Genomic DNA, 6,826 nt, shown 5'->3' on the forward strand with positions numbered 1-6,826 from the left:
TATAGTTTTTGAATATGTGTGGAATAGTAGGATATATAGGAAATAAGGAAGCAGCCCCTATACTTTAAGGGACTTCATCAGCTCGAGTATCGTGGATACGATAGCGCTGGTATTGCCCTGTTAGGATCAGGCTGCAACGAAATCAAAGTATTTAAGGCAAAAGGCAAGGTGGCAAACCTTGAAGAAAAGGTAGATGCTGCATTGTCTTCTGAATCACAGCAGAATACTCTGACTACCGGCATCGGACATACCCGATGGGCAACTCATGGCGAACCGTCAGAGACAAATGCCCATCCCCATGTTTCAATGTCGGGCGATATAGCATTGGTGCTTATGCTATCGTGGTTATGGAGAAATCAAACTCCAACCACCTTGTGGCTGCACGTAAGGCTTCGCCGTTGGTAATCGGATTAAGCAATGACAACACCGAGTTCTTTGTAGGAAGCGATGCTACGCCCCTGGTGGAATATACCCGAAAAGTGATATACTTGGAGGATGAGCAGATAGCAGACATCAATATTGGTAAGGATATAGAGATAACCGATCTCGACGAGACATCTGCCGACATCACCATCAAGGACGTGGATCTTGACATATCAGCACTGAGCAAAGGCGGCTATCCCCATTTCATGCTCAAAGAGATATTCGAGCAGCCTCATTGTATCGAGAATACTATGCGAGGCAGGATTATCAGGAGAGAGGATGGCCTTTACGAGATAAAGCTCTCGGCACTTACAAATTTCAAAGCCAAACTCCTTCGCGCCCGACATATCATCATCGTAGCCTGTGGAACGTCATGGCATGCCGGACTCATCGGCAAACAACTCATCGAGGACATGTGGCGAATAAGAGTGGAGGTGGAATATGCCAGTGAGTTCCGCTATCGCAATCCTGTGATAGAAAAGGACGATGTGGTGATTGCCATTAGCCAAAGCGGAGAGACGGCAGACACTCTTGCCGCCATCCAACTGGCAAAACAACAAGGAGCGTTGGTGTTCGGCATAGTCAATGGCGTTGGTAGCAGTATTGCCAGAGAATCAGATACAGGAATATATATCCACGTAGGACCTGAGATAGGCGTAGCCAGTACAAAGGCGTTTACCGGTCAGGTAACAGTATTGACCATGCTTTCATTAGCATTGGCAAATGCCATTGGATCTATTTCGGAAGAAGAGTTCCAAACCACATGTCATGAATTGACTCAGATACCGCAAAAGATGGAAAAGGTGTTGGAGCAAAACGATACGGTAGAAAACCTGTCGTCGATGTTCACCTACGCCCGTAACTTCCTCTATCTTGGCCGAGGCTATAACTATCCAGTAGCCCTTGAAGGAGCATTGAAACTGAAGGAGATTAGTTATATCCATGCAGAGGGTTATCCCGCTGCCGAGATGAAACATGGTCCTATCGCCCTTGTTGATGAAGAAATGCCAATAGTGTTCTTGGCGACACATCACAAGCTATATCATAAGATAATCTCCAACATGCAGGAAGTCCAGAGCCGTAACGGTCGCATTTTTGCTGTTGTGACAGAAGGCGACGAGGATGTCAAGAAGATCTCAGAGCAAGTGGTAGAAGTACCGAACACATTGAATTGTCTTGTTCCCTTGCTAAGTGTCATACCGATGCAGATGTTGGCATATCATGTGGCAGTGAAGAAAGGATTGAATGTAGATATGCCCCGAAACTTGGCCAAAAGTGTAACAGTAGAATAGACCGCCCATTGTATAGCCTATTACGCGTCAGCCGCGCCCTCGGCGCATAAACACTCGCAATTCTATTGCGTAGATAATCACGAGCAACCCTTTAGGGCGTGCGCTTGTTTGCGAGTACAGGCCCGGCCGGCCAGGCTTTAAGTCCCCTGTACCCTGAGGGGAAAGGGGATTTAGGGGAAAGCGGTGGAGCCCCTCTTCAGGTTAAGAGGGGACGGGGGAGTTTTCGAAAGATTCAAAAATAATACGTATCTTTGCACCGTGATTAATTTTAAAATATTTGTTAGACAATGAATACATTAACATATAATAGCCAGTCTCAGTTAATTGTAACCTCTAATCCGGATAATCAGATATTACAAAGTGCATCTTATAAAGCAGGCATGGAGGATATAAAGAAAGGAAATGTTACATCATATTCCAGTTCTGATGAAATGTTCCGAGATTTATTGAAATAAAATGGCAAAATAATGGTAACGACTGGTACTCATTCTGATATGTTTTATAAGAATAAAAGATAAATTAAAAACGTTTACGATATGGGTAAAGCTGAAAGAAAAATAACGAAGGTCGTGACAGACGAGGGAATACTTCTTTATCGTCGTGTTACAGAGGTTATTATGCCTAACGGAAAGAGGCGTTATCCTGTGGATTATTTCGATGCCACCCCAGGGGTAGTTAAGGTATCTAAAGCAGAGAGGCATAAGTTATCCATTCCAGTTTATGATATAATTATATGATTTATGGCTTCGATGAGTGATGGTTATTATATGCTGATAAATAAACACTCAGTAAAGGCCACTTCTGAATTTGCACATAAATTAGCAGATTTGGTGCAAATTGCTTTGATAGGTGATGAGTAAAGGGGCAAAGAGCATCACAGTCATCAATCAGTGCGTCAGCCGCGCCCTCGGCGCATAAACAATCGCAATTCTATTGCGTTAAACACCACGAGCAACCCCGAAGGGGCGCGAGCTTGTTTGCGAGTACAGGCCCGGCCGGCCAGGCTTTAAGTCCTCCACTCCTGAGGAGGGGAAAGTCCTGATTAAGCGAGAGCAATGTCAAATGCATTTGAACATTGCCGAGCGTGAAGGACTTCGGCGAAGCCAAAGTATTTAGGAGGGAAGGTGGAGCCCCTCTTCAGGTTAAGAGGGGACGGGGGAGTTTTCGAAAAAATCCTATAATCGCATAGGCCGCACCCCCTAAAAAAAAAGTTGCATACACGGAGGTCCATAACTTCCTCCGTCTGCGGCCTATGCTTTTTCTAACATAAAAAAATAAATATGAAAACATCATCCCGACGTAAATTGATTTTACTGTTGGGAGGGGCATTATTGTTCCTCCTGATAATTGAGATTTCATTAAGAATAGCCGGCTTTGGCCAAATGCCACTCTATACGGCAAGTGATGAATGGGAATACATGACCACACCCAACCAGAGCGGCTACCGCCTCGGCAACCGATTCTACATCAATGCCTACGGAATGCGCTGCGATGAAGTCGATTCCACAAAGCGACACATCCTCGGACTCGGAGACAGTGTCCTCTTCGGAGGCGCACAAACCGACCAGGACAGCCTTGCCACATCCCTCATCACCCAAGAGACAGGCATACAGATGCTCAACATCTCAGCAGGCAGCTGGGGACCCGACAACTGCGCTGCCTTCCTTCGCCACTACGGACTCTTCAATGCCGAGGCACTCTTCTTGCAAGTAAGCAGCCATGATGCCCACGACAACATCAATCACGAACCCGTTGTCGATGTCCATCCCAGCTATCCTTCCAAGCAGTTCTGTTGTGCCACTGTTGAGGTACTCGTCCGCTACGTCCTTCCTCGCCTCATGCCATCCTCCCAGAAAGACCCCGACCAGAAGGTCCTTTCCGAGTCAGGCATCCGCAAGGACGGCAAACCATTCAATCCCGGTTTTGCCCAACTAAAGGCCATGTGCGACAGCGCCCATATCCCCATGGTTGTCTATCTCCATGCCGAGCAAACTGAACTTACCGCTGGCAAATACAACGAACAGGGCGACGAGATAATCGCATGGTGTGCAGCCAACAACGTCCCCATCATCAAGGATCTCGACTTAGGTCTCACCGCCTCCGATTTCCGCGACAACATACACCTCAGTGCCCATGGTCAGCGCAATATGGCAAATCATATCAAAAGATATTTAAAACAATAGCCTTATGCAGCCAAGCCCTGCAAGGGCGACATAACATAGGATAGGGCGCAAGCCCTATCACCCATGCCCCATTCTCTTCCCCTCCGCTCGCTACCGGCGAGCGTAGAAGAAAGAACGTGATCCCTAAATTGAATACTTACTTAACAACAAATTTTATAATGAAAAAAGCATTAATTACTGGTATCACAGGTCAAGACGGTTCGTACTTGGCAGAGTTTTTGTTGGAAAAAGGCTACGAGGTGCATGGCACTATCCGCCGCTCGTCGGTTGACTTCCGCGAGCGCATCGCGCATCTTGAGGGAAAACCCAATTTCCATCTGCATTATGCCGACCTCGGCGACTCAATGAGCATTCTCGGAGTCATCGGCAAGGTTCGACCCAACGAAATCTACAACCTCGCCGCACAGAGCCATGTTCAGGTGAGCTTCGACTCGCCTGAGTTTACCGCCGATGTCGATGCTGTTGGCGTGCTCCGTGTACTTGAGGCTGTGCGACAGCTCGGTCTCACCGAAAACTGCCGCATCTATCAGGCTTCCACATCTGAGCTCTATGGCAAGGTGGAGGAAGTGCCGCAGAATGAGAATACTCCGTTCCATCCCTATTCTCCATACGCAGTCGCAAAGCAGTATGGATTCTGGATTGTAAAGGAATATCGCGAGGCATATAATATGTTCTGCTGCTCTGGTATTCTCTTCAACCATGAGTCTGAGCGCCGTGGCGAGACTTTCGTGACACGAAAGATTACTCTTGCTGCCGCTCGCATTGCTCAGGGCAAGCAGGATTGTCTCTATCTTGGCAATCTCGACTCGCTGCGCGACTGGGGATATGCCAAGGATTATGTGGAGTGTATGTGGCTCATTCTGCAGCACGACACACCAGAGGACTTCGTCATCGCTACTGGCGTGCAGCACACAGTGCGTGAGTTTGCCACTCTCGCGTTCCAGTATGCTGGCATCGAACTGAGCTGGGAAGGCGAAGGCATCAACGAGAAGGGTATCGACGTGAAGACCGGCAAGGTTGTGGTAGCCGTAAGCGAAGACTTCTATCGTCCCACCGATGTGGTCAACCTCTGGGGCGACCCGACAAAGGCTAAGAAAGAGCTGGGATGGAATCCACAAACCACAAGTTTCGAGGAACTCGTACGCATCATGGTCAACCACGACATGCATAAAGTGGCTGCCGACCATGTGGCAAGCGTAATGCGCACCAACCTCGCTGAATATCTCGAAAAGGGAATTGTCAAGTAAATGTAAACTATGTCATTAAGTAAAGACAGTAAGATATATGTGGCAGGACACCGCGGACTCGTGGGTTCTGCCATCTGGAATAACCTCAAGGCAAGAGGATATAACAACTTGGTGGGAAGAAGTCATAGCGAACTCGACCTCACCGACCAGAACGCTGTGAAGGAGTTCTTCGACACCGAAAAGCCCGACGCTGTGGTACTTGCTGCGGCTTTCGTGGGAGGCATCATGGCCAACTCGCTCTATCGTGCCGACTTCATCATGCAGAACATGAAAATGCAATGCAATGTCATCAGCAACGCTTATTCACACGGAGTGAAAAAACTGCTCTTCCTTGGTTCGACGTGTATCTATCCGAAGAACGCTCCGCAGCCAATGAGGGAAGACGCACTGCTCACCTCGCCACTGGAATATACCAATGAGGAATATGCCATAGCGAAAATCGCCGGACTGAAGATGTGCGAGAGCTACAACTTGCAGTATGGCACGAATTACATAGCAGTGATGCCAACAAATCTCTATGGTCCGAACGACAATTTCCATCTCGAAAACTCTCACGTGATGCCGGCAATGATGCGCAAGATTTATCTTGCAAAACTCATTCACGACGGCAACTGGACGGCTATCGAGAACGACATGAACAAGCGACCGATGAATCCCGACGAAAAACTCAAGGCTATCATCGGCGAGGGAAATGTGGACGGAAGCAATCCGCATGAGCGCATACTCAAGGCTCTGGAATTCTATGGCATCTACGACAACAAGGTGGTACTGTGGGGAACGGGCAAACCGCTGCGCGAATTCCTGTGGAGCGAGGATATGGCCGATGCCAGCGTTCACGTGCTTCTCAATGTTGATTTCAAGGACATCATCGGTATCGAGAAATATTCATCCGTGTTCTACGGAGCCAAGGCAGATGGAGCCGTTGACCGCAACAACAGCGAAGGACGAGGCGGAGCTATCCCGTCGCTCGGCGAGATAAGAAATTGCCACATCAATGTGGGAACTGGCAAGGAACTGACCATTCGCGAGTTGTCGGAACTAGTGGTGAAAGCCGTTGGATTTGAAGGAGTTGTCGAGTTTGACTCATCGAAGCCAGATGGCACAATGCGCAAGCTGATTGATGTATCGAAGCTCCATTCCCTCGGATGGACTCATAAGGTGGAGATTGATGAAGGTGTGAACAAATTGTTTGAATGGTATAAGCAGAGTCTTGCGTAAATAAAGAAGGAGTTCTCAATGGAGTATCAATATTCTTTATACGATATGGACAACCTTGCCGCCGAACGTGCCATCAGGCCGTTTACTGTACACAGAAAGAATGCCGTATCCTTCGGAAGCAACACCAACTATGAGACGCTCGTACCATGGGCAATCAAGCTGGCATAATCATCAGAAATGTTAAAAATGAACTTTTTCACTCTGCTAAACGCCTCATTCTAAATGAGGTGAAAGGCATTGAGTGCTTACAACTGCTTGCTCAACAAGTGGCAGCCATCAACTGTGTCAAAATGGGTATAACCACACCCTATTTCTCTTAATAAAAAATAAAAATAATATTTTATCTTGGCTAACGTTCTTAAATGACCGCTTACTCTAATGACAAATAATCAAATTAATAACAAACGTATAGCTAAAAATACCCTGCTATTGTTTTTTCGCATGTTATTCATTATGGGAATAA

6 protein-coding genes and 1 pseudogene are annotated in these 6,826 nt (G+C 47.3%); all 7 read left to right on the top strand.

Translation table 11 applies throughout. From position 1 onward, the window contains the following. Nucleotides 1-14: 14 nt before the first annotated feature. A pseudogene (gene glmS, locus CIK90_RS06495) lies at nucleotides 15-1,715 on the top strand (glutamine--fructose-6-phosphate transaminase (isomerizing)). Nucleotides 1,716-2,002: 287 nt separating this feature from the next. Continuing rightward, nucleotides 2,003-2,170: a hypothetical protein gene (locus CIK90_RS14165; RefSeq protein ID WP_158216040.1), complete on the top strand. Its 168-nt coding sequence runs from the start codon at nucleotides 2,003-2,005 to the stop codon at nucleotides 2,168-2,170. Nucleotides 2,171-2,251: 81 nt separating this feature from the next. Then, the gene (locus tag CIK90_RS06500) at nucleotides 2,252-2,452 is read left to right on the top strand and encodes a hypothetical protein (RefSeq protein ID WP_094464640.1); all 201 of its coding nucleotides are present in this window, start codon (nucleotides 2,252-2,254) and stop codon (nucleotides 2,450-2,452) included. A gap of 543 nt (nucleotides 2,453-2,995) precedes the next feature. Further along, on the top strand, nucleotides 2,996-3,898 hold the full coding sequence (locus tag CIK90_RS06505) for a hypothetical protein (protein ID WP_144007234.1): 903 nt from the start codon (nucleotides 2,996-2,998) through the stop codon (nucleotides 3,896-3,898). A gap of 158 nt (nucleotides 3,899-4,056) precedes the next feature. Continuing rightward, complete coding sequence (gmd, locus tag CIK90_RS06510; protein WP_094464642.1) at nucleotides 4,057-5,145, top strand: GDP-mannose 4,6-dehydratase; 1,089 nt, start codon at nucleotides 4,057-4,059, stop codon at nucleotides 5,143-5,145. Between the two features lie 9 nt (nucleotides 5,146-5,154). Beyond that, entirely contained in the window at nucleotides 5,155-6,363 is a 1,209-nt protein-coding gene (locus tag CIK90_RS06515; RefSeq protein ID WP_094464643.1) for a GDP-L-fucose synthase, read from the top strand. Between the two features lie 18 nt (nucleotides 6,364-6,381). Further along, nucleotides 6,382-6,531, top strand: coding sequence for a transposase (locus tag CIK90_RS13945; protein ID WP_254046299.1), 150 nt, complete (start codon nucleotides 6,382-6,384; stop codon nucleotides 6,529-6,531). Nucleotides 6,532-6,826: the final 295 nt, after the last annotated feature.

This window comes from Prevotella sp. P5-126 (genome assembly GCF_002251185.1).
Lineage (GTDB): Bacteria > Bacteroidota > Bacteroidia > Bacteroidales > Bacteroidaceae > Prevotella.